The sequence below is a fragment of the Thermus sp. H19.2 genome (assembly GCF_054979525.1).
Window position 1 is genome coordinate 1,619,370 of sequence record NZ_CM143429.1, and the last position, 17,478, is coordinate 1,636,847.

Below are 17,478 nucleotides of genomic sequence, written 5' to 3' on the forward strand. Positions count from 1 at the left end.
GGAGGACGTGCCCCGGGTTTACAGCGAAGCCGAGGCGGAAAGGCTGGCCCTGGAGTTCTTCGGGGGGGACGACCTGAGGGCCAGCGTCTTCCTCCGCCGCTACGCCCTGCGGGACCGGGAAGGGAGACCCCTCGAGGCCACCCCCCCCGAGATGTGGGGAAGGCTCCTTCGGGCGGTGGCCCGGGTGGAAAAAGGGGCGGAGAGGGAACTCCTATGGCTCCTCTCGGACTTCCGCTTCGTCCCCGGGGGGAGGATCCTCTTTGGCCTCGGCAACTGGCGGAGGAGCACCCTTTTCAACTGCTACTTCCTTCCCATCCGGGAAGACTCCGTGCGGGGCATCGCCCGCTTTCTGGGGGAGGCCATGCGCACCTTCGCCTACGGGGGCGGGGTGGGCACCAACGCCGACGTCCTCCGCCCTAAGGGGGCCAAGGTGGGAAACGCCGGGATGGAGAGCTCGGGGGCGGTGAGCTTCATGGAGCTCTTCTCCACCATGGCGGGGGTCATGGGGGCGAGTGGGGGAAGACGGGGGGCGCTTATGCTCACCTTCTCCGACACCCACCCGGAGCTTTTGGACTTCCTCCGGGCCAAAACCGACCCCGAGCGCGCCAAAGTTCGCCACGCCAACATCTCCTTAAGGGCCACGGACGCCTTCTTGGAGGCAGCCCTGGCCGACGAGCCATGGCGGCTTTCCTTTACCAGCCCGAGGGAGCACCTCACAGCCACCCTCCGGGCCAGGGAGGCCTGGGAGATCTTGGTGGAGGCCGCCTGGCAAAGCGCCGAGCCCGGCCTCCTCTTCTGGGACCGGATTCGCACCTGGGCCACCGCCCAGTACGGGGGGATGGAGGTCCAAGGGGTGAACGTCTGCGGGGAGGTACCCATGGAGCCCTACGGGGCTTGCAACCTGGGCAGCCTAAACCTCGCCGCCTTTGTCCGGGAGCCCTTCAGCCCCAGGGCCCGGCTGGACTTCTCCGCCCTGGAAGAGGCCACCCTCCTGGCGGTGCGCTTCCTGGACGCCATCGTGGACCTGGGCAGAAACCGCCACCCCTTGAGGGCGCAACGGGAGGCCTCCCTAAGGAGCCGCCGCATCGGGCTTGGGGTGATGGGCCTCGCCGACATGCTGGCCATGCTGGGCCTCGCCTACGGCTCGGAGGAGGCCAACCGCTTCGCCGAAGAGGTGGTGCGCCGCATCAAGGAGGTGGCTTACCGGGAAAGCGCCCGCCTGGCCCGCCTCCGGGGCCCCTTCCCCGCCTTTGACCCCAAGGCCCACCTTCAAAGCCCCTTTATCCAGGCCCTCCCCGAGGACCTGGTCCGGGAGGTGGAAAAGGGTCTAAGGAACGCCGCCCTTCTCTCCATCGCCCCCACGGGCTCTATCTCCATTCTGGCGGGGGTTACAGGGGGCATAGAGCCCATCTTCGCCCTCACCTACCTACGCCACGCCGGGGGGCAGGTCTTCCTGGCGGAGCACCCCCTTCTCAAGCGCTACCGGGAGGCCACAGGAGGAGGCCTCCCCCACTGGCCCACCGCCCACACCGTGGACCCCTTCCAGAGGGTGCGCCTCCAGGCCGCCCTGCAGCGCCACGTGGACCAGAGCATCTCCTCCACGGTGAACCTGCCCCGGGAAACCCCCAAGGAGGTGGTGGAGAGGCTCTTCCTCCTGGCCTGGAAGGAGGGGTGTAAGGGGATCACCGTCTTCCGGGAGGGAAGCCGGGAGGAGGTGGTGGAGCCCCTTCCCCCGGTGGGGGTCTGCACCTTCTGCCAAACGGCATGACCCGCTACCGCATCGCCACCCGGCCCTACCTCCCTTACCCTGGGGAGCGCCTCGCCCGGAGGAAGGGGCTTGGGGGGGAGTTTTTTGAACTCCGCTCTTACGCCCCCGGGGACGAGGTGCGCCGGGTCCACTGGCGGGCCTACGCCAAGACGGGGAGGCTTTTCACCCGCCTCGAGACCTCCCCCGAAAGAGGCCGCTTCCGGATCTACCTGGACCAAAGCCCAAGCATGCGCCTTCACGGGAAGCTCCCCTACGCCCGGGAGGTGGCGGCCTTTCTCCTTAGAATCGCCCGCCAGGAGGACCCCTTAGCCCGCCTCGAGGAGGGAAGCCCCGAGGAACTCCGCCCGGGAAGGGGGGTGCTGGTCCTCCTCACCGACGGGCTTGACCCCCTCCCCTGGCCCAAACTCCTCCCCCGGCGGGTGGTCTTGGTGCAGATCCTCTCCCCCTGGGAGCTGGACCCACCCCTGGAGGAGGTTCTCCTGAAGGACGTGGAGACCGGGGAAACCCTCCCCGTGGGGCGGGAGGAGGTGAAGGCCTACAAGGAAGCCCTGGCCGCCCACCTCAAGGCCCTCCGCCTCCTCGCCCTCCTCCGGGGGCGCTACGCCCTCCTCCGGGTGGGCGAGCCCTCCCTCCCCGCCCTCCTACGCCAGGGCGTTCTGGAACTCCTCTAGGCCCAAGGCCCGAAGCCTTTCCGGGTCCACGCCCCCTTCCCAGCCCGCAAGCCTCCGGTAGGCCCTGACCCCCTCCCGGAAAGCCTCGGGGTCCAGGCGGGCCTCGGGGTTTCCCTTGCGGAAAGGCTGGAAGAAGCGCTCGGGAAGCCGGTCCTCCTCCGGGGAGATCCCCTCCCGTAGGTTGAAAAGCCGGGTGAGCTGGAGCGTCCTCTCCCCCACCTCGAGCATCTCCTCCGGGGAAAGCCGCCAGCCCGTGGCGGCGTAGAGGGCCTCCCGCCACTCCTCCGGGGTCCAGGGGACGAAGTCGCACATCACCAGGCTGTTCACGAACCCCCGCTCCCGGGTCTTGGTCCAGAGCATCCGGATCTTGGCCTCGGAAAGGTCCTCTATGGGCAAGGGCTGGAAGTCCTCCCCGTAGAAGCGGAGCTCCCTCAGGGCCCTCCCTTCCTTGGCGAAGGCGGTGTCGTGGAGGTTGTGGTTGTGGTCCGCCCCCGTGGGGCTCACGGCGTAGCCCACCCCCAGGGCCCGCTTGTACCGGGGGTCGTGCATGGGCACCTCCTGCCCCTTCACGTGCATGGCGAGCTCCGGGTGGCCCAGGCTCTCGGCGAGGCGCTTCGCCCCCCTTGCGAGAAGCTCCCCAAGCCTCCCCTCCCTCCTCGCCAGCTTCTCTATGGCGGCGATGAGGGCATCCCCGTTGCCGAACCTCAGGCCCAGGCCCTCGTCGTCCAAATAGCCCTTCTCCACCGCCTCCATGGCGCAGGCGATGGTCACCCCCACCCCGATGACGTCCAGGCCGTACTGGTTGCAGAGGGTGTTGGCCTTGGTCACGGCGTAGGGGTCGGTGACCCCGCAGGTGGAGCCCAAGGCCCCAAGCCCCTCGTACTCCGGCCCCCCGTACTCGGGGCGGACGTCGTACTTGCCCGTGCCCTCAATCTTCACCACCTGCTTGCAGCGGATGGCGCAGGCGTAGCAGGTGTCCCGGCCGATGCGGATGCCGAGGGCGTCCAGGCTGGTCCCGTCCAGGGCCTCGGCCCCCTCCAAAAAGCCATCCAGAAAGTTGTGGCTGGGGAGGACCCCCCTCAGGTTGAAGGGCTTCACCGTGCCCACGGTGCCCATGGTGACGAGGCCCGCCGCCCGGTCCATGCGCTCCTTGGCCATGCGCCGGGCGAGCTCCTTGAGGAGGCCGGGGTCGTGGTAGACGGGAAGCGTCTCCTTGTGGGCCCGGGCGGAGACCGCCTTGAGCCTTTTGGCCCCCATGACCGCCCCCAAGCCCCCCCTTCCGGCGAAGTGGGCCAGGTCGTGGATGACGTTGGCGGTGAGGACCCGGTTCTCCCCGGCGAGGCCGATCTGGGCCACGCGGGTGTTCCCCCCGTGGGCCTCCTTGATGAGGGCCTCCACCTCCAGGGGGTCCTTGCCCCAGAGGTGGACCGCGGGGTGGATGGCCACCTCCCCCCCTTCCACGTGGAGGTAGACGGGGGCTTCCGCCTGGCCCAAAACCACGAGGGCGTCCAGGCCCGCGTTCTTGAGCTCCGCCCCGAAGAAGCCGCCGCCCTCCGCATCCCCGTACCCCCCGGTGAGGGGGCTTTTGGCGGCCACGGTGTTCCGCCCCGAGCCGGAGATGGGGGTTCCGGTGAGGATCCCGGGGGCGAAGACGAGGGCGTTCTCGGGGCCCAGGGGGTCGGCCCCCTTGGGCACGTGCTTGAGGAGGAGGTAGGCGGCCAAAGCCCGCCCCCCCAGGTACCGCCGCCAGAAGGCCTCGCCAAAGCTCTCGTACCAGACCTTTCCCGTGGAGAGGTCTACGAAGGCCACGCGGTCGTGATAGCCCTTGGGCATACCCAAAGTTTAACCCCGCCCGAAGCGGGCGGGGGCCCGAACCGGTAGGGCGAAGGGGCCTTTAGCGGGTCTTGCTGGAGAGGAGGTCCTCCGCCAGCTTCTGGGCCCTATCCAAGGCCGCCTTGGGGTCGGCCTTGTTGAGGATGGCCTCCTTGATGGCCTGGCCCAGGATGTCAAAGCGGATCTGCTCCCACTCCGCCAAGGCGGGCTCAAACTTGGCGTAGCGGCTCTGGCGCACGATGGTGGCGTAGTCGGGGTTCTCGGCGGCGTAGGCCTGGTAGACGGGGTCTTTTAGGGCCCCCTCGGTGACGGGCACGTAGCCCGTGGCCGTGGCGAAGACCGCCTGGGCCCTGGGGGAGAGGACGAACTCCAGGAAGTCCTTGGCCACCGCCTGCTCCTCCTTGGGGGCTTGGCGGAAGACCACAAGGTTGGTGCCCTGGACGAGGCCGTAGCCCGGCTGGCCCTTGGTCCGGCCCGGGAGGGTGGCCACCCCCAGGTCAAACTTGGCCGCTCGGAGGTAGTAGGTGTAGCCGGCGGAGGTGTCCACGCTGAAGGCGTAGGGCCCCGAGCCCAGGTTCTGGTTGATGTAGCCGGAGGTGATGGGCTTGGCCCACCCCTCCTTGACCCCGTTTTGCAGGAGGGTGAGGGCCTCCACCGCCTCCTTGGAGTTCAGCACGAGCTTCCCGTCCTTGAGGTAGCTCCCGCCCAGGTTGAAGAAGAAATAGGCGAAAGTGGAGGCGTCGGGCTGGAACCAGTAGACGGGGCCGCCCTCGGCGCGGGAGAGCTTCTTCGCGGCAGCCACGAACTCCTCGAGGGTCGCGGGCACCGGAACCCCGTGCTTCTTCAGGAGGTCCTTGTTGTAGTAGAGGACCTGGATGCTCTTGTTGAAGGGCACCCCGTAGACCACGCCCCCGAAGCGGACGGCGTTCAAGAAGGCGAGGTTCACCCCTTGGAGCCGGACCCCCAGGGACTCTATGGGCAGGAGGGCCTTGGCCTCGAGGTAGAGGGCGATGTTGTTCTCAAAGGCCTGGGCCATGGTGGGCACCTTCCCGGCGGCGAAGGCCGCCTTGATCTTGGTGGAAAGGTCCCGGTACCCCCCCTGGGGCACGGGGCGGACGCACCGCCCCTGCTGGCCCTTGTTGAACTCCACCACCAGGTTCTCCAAGGCCGCCTTAGGGGCCCCGCCGGTGAAGCCGTGCCAGAGCTCGGCCACCACCTTGGCCTTGGCGCACTGCTCCTTGATCACGTCCTCCGGCTTGGCCTGCTGGGCGAAGGCCACGCCCAGCGCCGCCACCAGCACAAGCGCCTTCTTCATACCCTCACACCTCCGGAGAGAGTATACCCGGCCTCCTGTCAGGGAACGTTCAAGCTCACTTCAGCCCCGTGCGGGCGATCCCCTGGATGAACTGCCTCTGGGCCACGAAGTAGCCCAGGACCACAGGGGCGATGACGAAGGTGCTGGCGGCCATCAGGGCCCCGTAGTCCGAGCCCGCCTCGGAGACGAAGGCCTGGAGGCCCAGCTGCACCGTGCGCATCTCCGGGCTTTGGGTGACGATGAGGGGCCAAAGCAGGGCGTTGTAGGCCCCGAGGAAGGTGAAGATGCCGTAGGAGACGAGCCCGGGCAAGCTCAAGGGCAGGGCGATGCGGAAAAGCTGGGTCAGGTACCCCGCCCCGTCTATGCGGGCGGCGTCAAAGAGGTCCTGGGGGAGGGAGAGGTAAAACTGGCGCAGGAGGAAGATGCCGAAGACCGAGGCCAGCCAGGGCACGATGAGGGCGTAGTAGGTGTCCAGCCAGCCCAGCCGGGCGAGGAGGACGTAGTTGGGGATGAGGAGCACCTCCCCCGGGACCATCATCGTGGCCAGGACGAGGACGAAGACCCCCTCCTTCCCCGGGAAGGGAATCCGGGCCAGGGCGAAGGCGGCCAACGCCGCCAGGAAGAGGCCCACCGCCACCTGGGAGAAAGCGGTGAGGAAGCTATTTAAGAAATAGCGGCCCCAGGGCGCCGCCTGCCAGGCCTCGAGGTAGTTGTGGAACACGTACCCCAAGGCCCCCGGCACCGCGTTCACCCACTCCAGCCGCCAGTACTCCCCCTGGGAACGGAGGGCGTCTGGCGGCAAGGGGGGCTCGAGGGGGCTCCCCTTGGGCCAGAGGACCACCAGGGGCACCCGGCGGAAGCGGACCTCCCCCGTGTTGGTGAGGCGGACCCACCACCCCCCCTCCCCCCGGACCACCTCCACCCTGGTCCCGTCGGCCACGGGATCAAAGAAGGCCCCCGGGGAGCGGGGCACGAGGGCCCTCGGGGGAAGGCCTTCAGGGCCAGGGAAGAAAAACTCCACGCTCCTCCCGGGGCCAAGCCCCCCAAAGAGGGGGCTATCCCCCAGCCTCGCCGCCTTGAACCAGTTCCCCGGCTTCATCCGCTCCGGAACCCAGACGGGCGCCGCCTGGAGGGCCTCCTGGGGGCTTTTAAGGCTCGTGGCCAGCATCCAGTAGAAGGGGAAGGCCATCACCCCTCCCCCCGTGAGGAGGAGGAGGTGCACGAGAAGACGGGCCGCCCTAGATCTCATAGTTCACCCGCTTTTCCAAAAGCCGCCGCTGCACCAGGGTCAGGGCCAGGATCACCAGGAAGGTCACCATGGCGATGGCGCTGGCGTAGGAGAAGTCCGAGTCGCGGAAGCCCTTGTTGTAGAGGTAGAAGGCCAGGGTCAGGGTGTCCTGCAGCACCCCACCCGTGGGAGTGAGGACGTAGACCTGGGTGAAGACCTGGAAGGCCCCGATGAGCCCCAAGGTGAAGAGGAAAAAGGTGGTGGGAGAAAGGAGGGGCCAGGTGATGAGGCGGTGCTTCTGGAAGAAGCTCGCCCCGTCCAGCTCGGCGGCCTCGTAGTACTCCTTGGGGATGGCCTGAAGCCCCGCCAGGAGGATCACCACCTGGTAGCCCAGGAAGTGCCACACGCTCATGGCCATGACGGCCACGAAGGCCAGGCTCGGGCCCGCCCAAAAGCCCTCGAGCCCCACCCCCAAGGGGCGCAGAAGCAGGGCGAAGACCCCGGTGGGGGTGTTGAGCCAGTCCAGGCCCGGGGTGTGGAGGAGCCAGTTGAGAAAGCCGAACTCGGGGTGGTAGATCCAGCGCCAAACGGCGGCCGCGGCGGTCAGGGCGGTGATGTAGGGGAGGAAGAAGAGGGTCCGGTAGAGCCCAAGGAAGGCCACCTGGGTGTTGAGGAGGATGGCCACGAAGGTGGCGAGGAGAAGGCCGGTGGGCACGGTGAAGACCACGTACCAGAAGGTGTTGCCCAAAGCGCGCCAGAAGAGGGGGTCCTCGAGGAGGATGCGGTAGTTCTGAAGCCCCGCGAAGGCCGCCGGGCGTAGGAAGTTCACCCGGTCAAAGAGGCTTAGGTAAAAGGCGTAGAAGGTGGGAAACACGTGCCATACCAGAAGGAGGGCCAGGGCCGGCCAGACCAAGGCCCAGCCGTAGAAGGCGGCCTGGGCCCTCTCGGGCAGGTGGCGTCCCCGCAGGAGGGCCACCAAGAGGGGGGCCAGAAAGGGGGCGGGGGGAAACCAGGGAGCCAAAAGGCCCAGCCCCAGGAGGAGGTGCACCCCTCCAAAGCGGAGCCCATAAAGGGCCAAGGCCCCGTAAAGGCCCAGGCCCAAACCCACCCCCCATCCGGGGACAAAACCCAGGCGCTCCCCGTACGCCCCCAGGGCGAGGAGCGCCCCCAGGGAAAGGAGCAAGTGGTAGGGAAAAGCCCGCATCCCCTGGGGAGTATATAGGATGGAGGCGTGTGGACCCTGACCCTGGACACCGCCACCCCCTACCTTTCCCTGGGTCTTTTCCGGGGGGAGGAGGGCCTGGGCCGGGTGGTGCGGGTGGAGAGGCGGCACGAGGAGGTCCTCTTTGGCCTCCTGGACGAGCTCGTGGCCCAAGTGGGGGCGAGGCGGGAGGAGATCGGCGCCCTGGTGCTTGGAGAAGGCCCCGGCTCCTACACGGGCCTGCGCATCGCCCTGGCGGCGGGGCTCGGCCTGGCCCAAGCCCTGGGGGCCCGGGTCTACGGGGTGAGCTCCCTCCTCGCCGCCTGTTGGCCCTTTTTGCAAGAGGGCGGGCCACCCCTTACCCCCCTCTTCACCGCCAGGAACCGCCTCTACTACGGGGCCACCTACGGGAAGGAAGGGGGAAAGCCCCTCGAGGTCATGCCCCCGAGGAAGCTCAAGGCGGAAGAGCTTCCCCCAGAAGGCCTCCTCCTGGACCCTCCCCCGGACCCCCGGGCCCTCTACGAGCTCCTGCCCTTCGCCCGGGAGGGCCTGGAACCCGTCTACCTCTGACCCCTGGCCAGGGAGGCGAAGGAAAGGGGAAGAAAGGGTACCGCGACCCCTTATACCCCTTTGGCGTGAATCCTTCGCCTAAGCCCAAGTACGGAAGCCCTGCGGGCTTTTTTGACCGGGGCCCCCATGCTGGCGCAAGCCAGCATGGGGTGGTATTAATCCGCTGCCACCCCGTGCAGGGGGGAGAGGTAGCGGTAGCTGGGAAGGGGCTCCCGGAAGGAGGCCCCCTTAAGCCTCTCCGCCAGGAGCACCAGGTTCTCCCCGGCGATGCGGGCGTCCTCCAAAAGCTCCGGGTTCTCCTTAAGGCTCCGCATCCCCTTGCGGTGGGCGTAAACCAGGCCCAAGGGAGCCAGGACGAAGCCCATGTAGCCCAAGGGGAGGAGCATCTGGGCGAGGGCCTGGCTCGCCCCCTCCTCCTCGGCCACCGCTAGAAGGGCCATGGGCTTCCCCAGGTTCAAAAGGCCCTGGTTCTCCATGGAGGTCATGCGCTCCAGGAGGGCCTTCATCCGGGCGGAGGCGCTGAACCAGTAGACCGGGGTGGCGAAGACCACGGCGTCGGCGTTGAGGATGCGCTCCGCCACCCTGCCAAACCCGTCCCAGGGCCCCTGCACGCAGGTCTCGGGGCCGCAGGAGGTGGGGTCTTGGGAGTAGTTCCCCGCGCAGAAGGGAAAGGGGTGTTTCACCAGGTCCAGGCGCTCGGTGATGGCCCCCTTGCGCCTGGCCGCCTCCAGAACCTCCTCCAAAAGCTCCGCCGTAAACCCCTCCGTCCGTGCCGATGCGTTGACGCCGAGCACGCGTAGGCTCATAAATATCACCCAGACACTAAACCGCCTTTAGTATAACATGCGCAATTTAGGGACGGAAGGCCCCGGCCACAAACTCCCCCATCCCCCGGGCCCGCACGGGATACCCCCGGAGGACCCCTTCCCCCAGCACCGGACCCTCCCAGTAGGCCACCCGGGTGGTCCGGGAAAGGATCTCCCCTTCCCGGAAGAGGGGCCTAAGGGCCAGGGAAAGCCCAGGGCCTTCCAGGCGCCAGGCCAGGGTGTAGGTGCGGCCCGAGGGGCTTCTCCAGGCCTCCCCGGGAAGGAAGGCCAGCTCCAGGGCCTCCACCCGCCCCAGGGGGTCCACCCGGCTGCCCAGGACCTGCACCACCTCCCCTCCTTGGTCCTTCACCTGGTAGGCCATGAGCTCCGAGCCGTCGGAGAGGTGAAGGCCGAACCAGTCCCAGGTGGCCGAAACCCCGGAAAGCTGCTCCCCCCACTGGTGGTCCAGCCAGGACTCCCCCTGAACCCTCTCCCCCAGGACCCAACCCCAGGTCCCGGCCCGGGTGTAGGACTGGTAGTACATGCGCCCGGTGGCTTCCGTGCCCGAGTAGCCCGGGGGGTGGACCACGGGGGGCTTTTGGGGGAAGAAAAGGAGGTCCACCCCGGGGGCTTGGAGGCGGAACCCCTCCCCTTCCCGGAAGAAGCGCCAGCCCGCGAGCTCCAGCCTAGGCCCCGCCTCCGCCCGCCCCCTCTGGGCAAGGAGGTCCTGGTCGGAGGCTTCCAGGAAACGCCTTTCGCCGGTGCGGAGATCGGTAAGGGCCAGGTGGGCGGCGTGGAAGGCCCCGAAGAGGCTTCCCGGAAGGCCCAAGATGCGGTAGGAAGGGGGAGCGTAGGCCTTGAAGAAGGCGAAGTGGAAGGCGTAGGGCTCCGCAAAACCCGAGGCGTACCACCACTCCAGGGGAGCGGGCTTGGGGTCCCAATCTCTAGGGTCGGGAAGCCGCTTCGGGTCCACCCCCAAAAGGGCAGGGGCGCAGGCGGCCAGGAGAAGGGACAGGAGGAGCCAAGGCATCCTGCTCCCATTCTAGGCCTAAGGAAAGGGGGTAAAGTGGGGCCGTGACCGACACCCACGCCCACCTGGACTTCCTGGAACCCGAGGAGCTCGCCGAGGTGAAGGCCCACCTCCCAAGGCTTCGGGCCGTGCTCACCCTGGGGGTGGACCCGGGCCGCTGGGAGAAGACCCTAAGCCTGGCCCAGGGGAACGTCTACGCCGCGGTGGGCCTCCACCCCACCAGCGCCCACCTCCTCTCCCCCGAGGTGGAGGAGGCCCTCCGCCACTACGCCCGAAACGAGCGGGTGCGGGCCATCGGGGAGACGGGCCTGGACTACCACTGGACCCCGGAGACCAAGCCCGCCCAGCTCAAGGCCCTGGACTTCCAGGCGGCCTTGGCGGAGGAGCTCGGCCTACCCCTGGTCCTCCACGTGCGGAGCCGGGACGGAAAGGCAGAAGAGGACCTTGCGGAATGGCTCCTGGCCCACCGGCCACGAAAGGCCGTCCTTCACGCCTTCTCCGGCCACCCCGCCCTGGAGGAGGCGGGCCTAAAGGTGGGGGCCTACTTCAGCTTCGCCGGCCCCCTCACCTACAGGAAAAACGCCGCCCTGCGCGAGGCCGCGGCCCGGCTCCCGGAGGACAGGCTTCTGGTGGAGACCGACACCCCCTTCCTGCCCCCGGAGCCCCACCGGGGAAAGCGCAACCTTCCCCACTACGTGCGCCATACCCTGGAGAAGCTCGCCGAGGTGCGAGGGGTGGACTTCGCCGAGATGGAGGCCCGCACCGACCACAACGCCCAGGTATGCTTTGGGTGGACATGAGGCGCCTTTTGGTCTTCCTCTGGCTTTTGGGCCTGGCCCTGGCGGCGCCCCGCCTGGTGGTGGAGCCCGAGGACGGGGTCAAGCCCCTCCTGGACCTCATCGCCTCCGCGCGGCAGGAGGTCCTGGTGAAGATGTACCTCTGGACCCCAAGCCGCATGGACGTGGTGGAGGCCCTGGGCGAGGCGGTGAAGCGGGGGGTGAGGGTAAGGGTCCTCCTGGAGCGGGAGCCCTCGGGGGGAAGGGTGGACCTCGAGGTCTTCCAGGCCCTGAAGGAGCGGGGGGTAGAAGTCAGGCTCACCACGCCCTTCCGCTTCGTCTTCGTGCACGAGAAAAGCCTGGTGGTGGACCGCAAATGGGCCTGGGTGGGGACCATGAACCTCACGGGAAGCTCCTTCACCGCCAACCGGGAGTACGCCCTGATCCTGGACGACCCCAGGCAGGTGGCCGAGATCGCCCGGGTCTTTGAGGCCGACTGGGAAGGGGAAAGGCTGGACCTCTCTCGGGCGCTCCTCGTTTGGTCCCCAAGCCGCAACTTAGGAGGGGTCAAGGAGGGAAACGCCCGGGAGGTCCTTCTGGGCCTCATCCGGGGGGCCAAAAGGGAGCTCTTCCTGGAGCACCAGGCCATGGCCGACCCCGAGGTGGTGGAGGTCCTGAAGGAGGCCTTGAGCCGGGGAGTGCGGGTGCGCCTCCTGGGAAGCCCTCAGGAGCCCGGGGACACCTACTTCCTGGAGGGAGCCCTGGCCCTGAGGGCCGCCGGGGCCCTGGTGCGTTTCCTGCCCGACCCTTACGTCCACGCCAAGGTCCTGGTACGGGACGGGGAGGAGGCCCTTCTGGGAAGCCACAACCTGAGCGCCAACTCCCTGAACGCCAACCGGGAGCTTTCGGTGCGCCTCACCCCCCGGGAGGCCCCCGAGGCCTTTAGGAGGCTCCTTTCCGTGATGGAAGGGGACTGGGCAAGGGCCCTTCCGGAAAACCCCTTCGCCCTCCCCCCGGTGGAGGGGGTGGTCCCCTGGCAGGAGGCCCCCCGGTACTTCGGCCGCGTGGCCACGGTGGAGGGGGTGATCCAGGCGGTGGAGGACCGGGGCACGGTGGCCTTCCTCAAGTTCGGCCCGGGGGAAAGCGACCTCAGGCTGGTGGTCTTCCCCAGAAGCTATGGCCTCTTCGCCCAGCCTTTCCCCCAGAGCTACTTGGGCAAGAGGGTGCGGGCCAAGGGGCGGATCGTCCTCTACGCCGGGTATTACGAGATCGTCCTGGAGGGCCCGGAAAGCCTCGAGGTGCTGGATGGAAGCCCTTAAGGCCCTGGGCTACGAGGTGAGCCCCATAGAGGGGGGCTTCTACGGGGAAAAGCGCCGGGGCGGGGTGGTCTACCAGGTCTTCTACGCGGAAAAGGGCGACCTGCGCCTGAGGCGGAAGCGCCTCCTCAAGGAGGAGGCCCGCCCCCTCGCCCTGGCGGGGGTGGAGGGGGAGTGGGCCGCCCGGTGGGAAGTGGAGGAAAACTTCTTCGCCGTGGCCCCTCCCGAAGACCTTCCCCCTCTGGTCCTGGCCTTCGAGCGGCTTGACCTCGAGGGCACAAACCCCTAAACTTAAGCCCAACATGCGCCCGCGCCGCAACAACGGCTAGCGGGGGGCAGGAGGAAGCCCCCCCGGTCCCTTTTGGCCGGGGGGGCTAAGGCTTAGGGAGGGAAGATGCGGGTACTGGTCAAGGACTTGCAGGCGCACGTGGGCAAGGAGGTGGAGCTTCTCGGCTTCCTCCACTGGCGGCGGGATCTGGGAAGAGTCCAGTTCCTCCTCCTTCGGGACCGAAGCGGCGTCGTCCAGGTGGTCACCGGGGGGCTCAAGCTCCCCTTACCCGAGTCCGCCTTGAGGGTGCGGGGGGTGGTGGTGGAAAACGCCAAGGCCCCGGGGGGCCTCGAGGTCCAGGCCAAGGAGGTGGAGGTCCTCTCCCCGGCCCTCGAGCCCACCCCGGTGGAGATCCCCAAAGAAGAGTGGCGGGCGAACCCCGACACCCTCCTGGAGTACCGCTACGTCACCCTAAGGGGGGAGAAGGCCCGCGCCCCCCTCAAGGTCCAGGCCGCCCTGGTGCGGGGCTTCCGCCGCTATCTAGATCGGCAGGACTTCACCGAGATCTTCACCCCCAAGGTGGTCCGGGCGGGAGCCGAGGGGGGAAGCGGGCTTTTCGGGGTGGACTACTTTGAAAAAAGGGCCTACCTCGCCCAGTCCCCCCAGCTTTACAAGCAGATCATGGTGGGGGTCTTTGAACGGGTCTACGAGGTGGCCCCGGTGTGGCGCATGGAGGAGCACCACACGAGCCGCCACCTCAACGAGTACCTCTCCCTGGACGTGGAGATGGGCTTCATAGGGAGCGAGGAGGACCTGATGCGGCTGGAGGAAGACCTCCTCGCCGAGATGCTGGAGGAGGCTCTACATGCGGCCGGGAGCGAGATCCGCCTCCTAGGGGCAACGTGGCCCTCCTTCCCCCAGGACATCCCCCGCCTCACCCACGCCGAGGCCAGAAGGATCCTCCGAGAGGAGCTCGGCTACCCCGTGGGCCAGGACCTCTCCGAGGAGGCGGAGCGCCTCCTCGGGGAGTACGCCAAGGAACGCTGGGGCTCGGACTGGCTCTTCGTCACCCGCTATCCCCGCTCCGTCCGCCCCTTCTACACCTACCCCGAGGAGGACGGCACCACGAGGAGCTTTGACCTGCTCTTCCGCGGCCTGGAGATCACCTCGGGAGGCCAGCGCATCCACCGCTACGAGGAGCTCTTGGAAAGCCTAAAGGCCAAGGGCATGGACCCCGAGGCCTTCCAGGGGTACCTGGAGGTCTTCAAGTACGGCATGCCCCCCCACGGGGGGTTCGCCATCGGGGCCGAGCGCCTCACCCAGAAGCTTTTGGGCCTCCCCAACGTGCGCTACGCCCGCGCCTTCCCCCGGGACCGGCACCGGCTCACGCCCTAAAGCAAAGCGCCCCGGGCTTCCCGGGGCGCGCCCCTTAGCGCCCTTAGAAGCGGTCCATGAGGATCGCCCGCTTGACCTCCTCAATCAGCTGGGTCACGGGGATGTCCCGGGGGCAGGCCTCGGTGCAGTTGTAAGCGGTGCGGCACCGCCAGACCCCGCCCCCCGAGCCCAGGACCTGGAACCGCTCCCTCTTCCCCCGGTCCCGGGAGTCAAAGAGGAAGCGGTGGGCCTGGACGATGGCGGCGGGACCGATGTAGGTGCCGTTCACCCAGAAGACGGGGCAGCTCGTGGTGCAGCTCGCGCAGAGGATGCACTTGGTGCCCTGGTCAAACCGCTCCCTTTCCTCGGGGGACTGGAGCCTTTCCCGCTGGGGCGGGGGCTCCTCGTTGATGAGGTAGGGCTTCACCGCTCGGTAGGCGGCGAAGAAGGGCTCCATGTCCACGATGAGGTCCTTCTCCACGGGGAGGCCCCGGATGGGCTCCACGGTGATGACGCTCCCCAGCTCCTTCACCAGGGTCTTGCAGGCCAGGCGGTTTTTCCCGTTGATGAGCATGGCGTCGGAGCCGCAGATGCCGTGGCCGCAACTCCGCCGGAAGGCCAGGGTGCCGTCCTGGTCCCACTTCACCTTGTGCAGGAGGTCCAAGACCCGGTCCCAGGGCTCGGCCTCCACCTGATAGGTCTGCCAGCGGGGCCTGGAGTCCTTTTGGGGGTCAAAGCGGAGGACCTTCAGGGTAACCTGCATGCCTCCCTCCTAGTAGGTGCGGGCCTTGGGCTCAAAGCGGCCCAGGACCACGGGCTTGTAGCGGAAGGCCACCTTGCCGTCTTCCACCTTGTAGGCCAGGGTGTGCTTGAGCCAGTTCTGGTCGTCCCGCTCGGGGTAGTCCTCCCGGGCGTGGGCCCCCCGGGACTCGGTGCGGTTTAAGGCGGAGTGGACCAGGGCCTCGGAGACCTCGAGGAGGTAACCGAGCTCCAAAGCCTCCACGAGCTCGGTGTTGTAGGCGTCCCCCTTGTCGTCAATGGAAATCCGCTGGTAGCGGTCCATGAGCTCCTTGAGGATTTCCACCTGCTTCCTTAAGAGCTCCCCGGTGCGGAAGACGGAGGCGTGGTCCATCATGGACTGCTGCAGCTCGGCCCTTAGCGCCGCCACCTTCTCCTTGCCGGTGGAGTTCTTGATGCGCTCTATACGCTCCCGGCTCTCCCCAAGATGCTCCTCGGTGAGCTCGTGGTGGTCGGCGTCCTTGGCGAAGCGGGCGGCGTGGATCCCGGCCCGGCGCCCGAAGACCACCAGGTCCCCCAAGGAGTTCGTCCCCAGGCGGTTCGCCCCGTGGAGGCTCACGCAGGCGGCCTCCCCGGCGGCGTAAAGCCCGGGGACCACGGTGTTCTTCTCGTCCTTGATCACCTGGCCCCAGAGGGTGGTGGGGATCCCCCCCATGGCGTAGTGGGCCGTGGGCATCACCGGCACGGGCTCCTTCAGGGGGTCCACCCCCAGGTAGATGCGGCTGAACTCGGTGATGTCGGGAAGCTTCTTCTCAATGACCTCGGGGGGCAGGTGGGTGAGGTCCAAGAGGACGTGGTCCTTCTTGGGGCCCACGCCCCTCCCCTCCCGCACCTCCAGGTACATGGCCCGGGAGACGAGGTCCCTTGGGGCGAGGTCCTTGATGGTGGGGGCGTAGCGCTCCATGAAGCGCTCGCCCAAGGCGTTCCTCAAGATTCCTCCCTCGCCCCGGGCCCCCTCGGTGAGGAGGATGCCCAGGGGGTAAAGCCCCGTGGGGTGGAACTGGTAGAACTCCATGTCCTCGAGGGGAAGCCCCTTGCGGTAGAGGATGGCCTGCAGGTCCCCGGTGAGGGTGTAGGCGTTGGAGGTCACCTTGTAGATCCGCCCGAACCCCCCGGAGGCGATGACGATGGCCTTGGCCTCAAAGAGGTGGAGCTCCCCGGTGGCCAGCTCCAGGGCCACCAGGCCCTTGGCCACCCCGTCCTCGAGGATGACGTCGGTGACGTGGAACTCGTTGTAGAAGGTGATGTTGTGTTTCACGCACTGCTGGTAGAGGGTCTGGAGGATCATGTGCCCGGTGCGGTCGGCGGCGTGGGCCGCCCGGTGCACCGGGGCCTTCCCCCAGTCCTTGGTGTGCCCCCCGAAGCGGCGCTGGGCGATCTTGCCGTTGGGGAGCCGGTCAAAGGGGAGGCCCATGTGCTCCAGCTCGATCACCGCCTCGATGACCTCCTTGGCGAAGACCTCGGCGGCGTCCTGGTCCGTGAGGTAGTCCCCCCCCTTGACCGTGTCAAACATGTGCCATTCCCAGTGGTCCTCCTCCACGTTGCCCAGGGCGGCCCCTATCCCGCCCTGGGCCGCCCCCGTGTGGCTTCGCGTGGGGTAGAGCTTGGAGACCACCGCCACGTCCGCGCCTTCCTTGGCCGCGTAGAGGGCGGCCGTGAGGCCCGCCCCGCCCGCACCCACCACGATGACCTCGTGCCTGTGCGCCATACTAGTTCACCCCGAAGTCGTGGTTCAGAAGGGAGAGGCTTCCCAAGAGGAACAAAAAGGCGATGAGGCTGTAGAGCACCGCCTTGGTCCAGAAGCGCTTCATGGGATCCCGCACCCAGTCGTCCAGCACGTAGCGAAGGCCGTTGGCCCCGTGGAGAAGGCCCAGAGCCAGGATCAGGAGATCGTAGAGTTTCCAGGTGGTCTGGGAAAGTCTCTTGGCCACGTAATCGTAGTTGATGGAGTTGAGGTCGGTAAGAACGGCGTTCATCCACATGTGGCCGATGAGGAGGAAGACCAGCACCACCCCACTGATGCGCATGAAGACCCACCAGTAGAGCTCCAGGTTGGTGCTGGCCTCGAGCCTCGCCTCCTGGTACCGCTTGGACTTAATCGCCATGGCCGCCTCCCAGAATCCCGCCCCCGATCTTGATCAGGAAGGGCAGGTAGAAGACCACGAAAAGGGCCCAAACCGCATACCACAGCTGCCTCTGGTAGCGCACGCCCCAGGAGGTGAAGTCCATGAGGATGATCCGTAGCCCGTTGAACCCGTGGTAGAGCACCCCGGCGATGAGGAGGAGGAGCCCCACCTGAAACACGGGCTGGTGGTAGAACTTCATGAGGGCGTTGGACACCTCGGGACCCCACATGGCGCTGGCGATGTTGGCCACGTGGAGCATGAGGAAGACCAGGATGCCCAGGCCCGATATCCGGTGCAGGTAAAACGCCCACTGCCCTTCTCTTCCCCGGTACATGGCACCTCCTTGCCGGGGTTATCATACACCCTTCCCCTGGGAAAGGGCGTTGCCCGGCCCACCT

General features: G+C 67.6%; 17 protein-coding genes. 7 read left to right on the forward strand and 10 right to left on the reverse strand.

Features of this window, described 5'->3' with window-relative positions:
• Positions 1-7: 7 nt before the first annotated feature.
• Together ACY5J6_RS08785 and ACY5J6_RS08790 are read left to right on the forward strand one after the other, a co-directional pair.
• The gene (locus ACY5J6_RS08785; protein WP_462844597.1) at positions 8-1,768 is read left to right on the forward strand and encodes an adenosylcobalamin-dependent ribonucleoside-diphosphate reductase; all 1,761 of its coding nucleotides are present in this window, start codon (positions 8-10) and stop codon (positions 1,766-1,768) included.
• On the forward strand, positions 1,765-2,439 hold the full coding sequence (locus ACY5J6_RS08790; RefSeq protein WP_462844598.1) for a DUF58 domain-containing protein: 675 nt from the start codon (positions 1,765-1,767) through the stop codon (positions 2,437-2,439). Before ACY5J6_RS08785 ends, ACY5J6_RS08790 begins: the two co-directional genes overlap by 4 nt.
• Here ACY5J6_RS08790 and ACY5J6_RS08795 read toward each other — a convergent pair.
• The 4 genes from ACY5J6_RS08795 to ACY5J6_RS08810 form a co-directional block, all read right to left on the reverse strand.
• Complete coding sequence (locus ACY5J6_RS08795) at positions 2,410-4,272, reverse strand: aldehyde ferredoxin oxidoreductase family protein (RefSeq protein ID WP_462844599.1); 1,863 nt, start codon at positions 4,270-4,272, stop codon at positions 2,410-2,412. The two genes, ACY5J6_RS08790 and ACY5J6_RS08795, sit on opposite strands and share 30 nt — an antisense overlap.
• A 61-nt stretch (positions 4,273-4,333) precedes the next feature.
• Positions 4,334-5,587, reverse strand: a complete 1,254-nt coding sequence (locus tag ACY5J6_RS08800) for an ABC transporter substrate-binding protein (protein WP_462843076.1) — start codon at positions 5,585-5,587, stop codon at positions 4,334-4,336.
• A 55-nt stretch (positions 5,588-5,642) separates the two neighbouring features.
• Positions 5,643-6,776 (reverse strand): carbohydrate ABC transporter permease, encoded by a 1,134-nt coding sequence (locus ACY5J6_RS08805; RefSeq protein ID WP_462846516.1) that lies wholly within the window; start codon positions 6,774-6,776, stop codon positions 5,643-5,645.
• 49 nt (positions 6,777-6,825) lie between these two features.
• Entirely contained in the window at positions 6,826-8,019 is a 1,194-nt protein-coding gene (locus ACY5J6_RS08810; RefSeq protein ID WP_462844600.1) for a carbohydrate ABC transporter permease, read from the reverse strand.
• A 27-nt stretch (positions 8,020-8,046) separates the two neighbouring features.
• Here ACY5J6_RS08810 and tsaB point away from each other — a divergent pair, with 27 nt between their 5' ends.
• Positions 8,047-8,586, forward strand: coding sequence for a tRNA (adenosine(37)-N6)-threonylcarbamoyltransferase complex dimerization subunit type 1 TsaB (gene tsaB / locus ACY5J6_RS08815; protein WP_462844601.1), 540 nt, complete (start codon positions 8,047-8,049; stop codon positions 8,584-8,586).
• A gap of 155 nt (positions 8,587-8,741) precedes the next feature.
• Here the strand turns inward: tsaB and ACY5J6_RS08820 are convergent, their stop codons facing one another.
• Together ACY5J6_RS08820 and ACY5J6_RS08825 are read right to left on the reverse strand one after the other, a co-directional pair.
• Positions 8,742-9,392, reverse strand: coding sequence for a flavodoxin family protein (locus tag ACY5J6_RS08820; RefSeq protein WP_462844602.1), 651 nt, complete (start codon positions 9,390-9,392; stop codon positions 8,742-8,744).
• Positions 9,393-9,438: 46 nt separating this feature from the next.
• Positions 9,439-10,422, reverse strand: coding sequence for a lipocalin family protein (locus tag ACY5J6_RS08825; protein WP_462844603.1), 984 nt, complete (start codon positions 10,420-10,422; stop codon positions 9,439-9,441).
• 44 nt (positions 10,423-10,466) lie between these two features.
• Between ACY5J6_RS08825 and ACY5J6_RS08830 the strand changes: the two genes are divergently transcribed.
• The 4 genes from ACY5J6_RS08830 (at position 10,467) to aspS (ending at position 14,177) form a co-directional block, all read left to right on the forward strand.
• Entirely contained in the window at positions 10,467-11,222 is a 756-nt protein-coding gene (locus tag ACY5J6_RS08830; RefSeq protein ID WP_462844604.1) for a TatD family hydrolase, read from the forward strand.
• Positions 11,204-12,517, forward strand: coding sequence for a phospholipase D-like domain-containing protein (locus ACY5J6_RS08835; protein ID WP_462844605.1), 1,314 nt, complete (start codon positions 11,204-11,206; stop codon positions 12,515-12,517). The genes ACY5J6_RS08830 and ACY5J6_RS08835 overlap by 19 nt, the downstream gene beginning before the upstream one ends.
• Positions 12,504-12,803: a hypothetical protein gene (locus tag ACY5J6_RS08840; protein WP_462844606.1), complete on the forward strand. Its 300-nt coding sequence runs from the start codon at positions 12,504-12,506 to the stop codon at positions 12,801-12,803. Before ACY5J6_RS08835 ends, ACY5J6_RS08840 begins: the two co-directional genes overlap by 14 nt.
• A 105-nt stretch (positions 12,804-12,908) precedes the next feature.
• Positions 12,909-14,177: an aspartate--tRNA(Asn) ligase gene (gene aspS / locus ACY5J6_RS08845; RefSeq protein WP_462844607.1), complete on the forward strand. Its 1,269-nt coding sequence runs from the start codon at positions 12,909-12,911 to the stop codon at positions 14,175-14,177.
• Positions 14,178-14,220: 43 nt separating this feature from the next.
• Here the strand turns inward: aspS and ACY5J6_RS08850 are convergent, their stop codons facing one another.
• From ACY5J6_RS08850 to sdhC, 4 genes are read right to left on the reverse strand one after another with little or no spacing between them, the layout of a single operon-like run.
• Complete coding sequence (locus ACY5J6_RS08850) at positions 14,221-14,919, reverse strand: succinate dehydrogenase iron-sulfur subunit (protein ID WP_462844608.1); 699 nt, start codon at positions 14,917-14,919, stop codon at positions 14,221-14,223.
• A 9-nt stretch (positions 14,920-14,928) separates the two neighbouring features.
• Positions 14,929-16,662 carry a succinate dehydrogenase flavoprotein subunit gene (sdhA, locus tag ACY5J6_RS08855; protein WP_462844609.1) on the reverse strand — a complete coding sequence of 578 codons (1,734 nt, stop codon included), beginning with the start codon at positions 16,660-16,662 and terminating at the stop codon, positions 14,929-14,931.
• 1 nt (position 16,663) lies between these two features.
• Positions 16,664-17,059: a succinate dehydrogenase gene (locus ACY5J6_RS08860; RefSeq protein ID WP_054638116.1), complete on the reverse strand. Its 396-nt coding sequence runs from the start codon at positions 17,057-17,059 to the stop codon at positions 16,664-16,666.
• The gene (sdhC, locus tag ACY5J6_RS08865) at positions 17,049-17,414 is read right to left on the reverse strand and encodes a succinate dehydrogenase, cytochrome b556 subunit (RefSeq protein WP_462844610.1); all 366 of its coding nucleotides are present in this window, start codon (positions 17,412-17,414) and stop codon (positions 17,049-17,051) included. The genes ACY5J6_RS08860 and sdhC overlap by 11 nt, the downstream gene beginning before the upstream one ends.
• Between the last annotated feature and the right edge of the window lie 64 nt (positions 17,415-17,478).